1 protein-coding gene is annotated in these 532 nt (G+C 41.5%); it reads left to right on the plus strand.

Translation table 11 applies throughout. The features are described from left to right. A partial coding sequence (locus ACS8FD_RS24190; protein ID WP_439277716.1) for an IS3 family transposase occupies nucleotides 1-532 on the plus strand: 532 nt, incomplete at both ends.

The raw sequence follows: 532 nt of genomic DNA on the forward strand, positions 1-532 counted from the left end.
AGCTGTATCATCAGCACAAAGGTAGGTACGGCTATCGCAGAATAACGGTAGCGCTAAAGCAGTTAGGCAGTCATTACAACCACAAGCTCATCGCTAAGCTGATGCGTAACATGACCCTTAGCGCCAAGATAAGACGTCAGAAGTACCGCTCTTATAAAGGACAACAAGGTAAGATTGCAAAGAACCATTTAAAGCGCCAGTTTACTGCAGATAAACCGAACACACGCTGGCTCACCGATATTACTGAGTTTAAGGTGGGTGATCATAAGCTGTATTTATCGCCGATACTCGATTGTTATAACAATGAGATTATCAGCTATACGCTCTCAAAGAGACCGACTTATGACTTAGTGAGCAAGATGCTAGATAAGGCTTTAGATAAGATAGATACGTACCAGAACAACCGTTTAATGCTGCATTCAGATCAAGGATGGCATTATCAAATGAAACCGTTTAACAAGACGCTTAAACAGCATGGTATTAAGCAAAGTATGAGCAGAAAAGGCAACTGCTTAGATAATGCACTGATGGA

It is taken from the genome of Psychrobacter sp. 1U2, assembly GCF_051847575.1.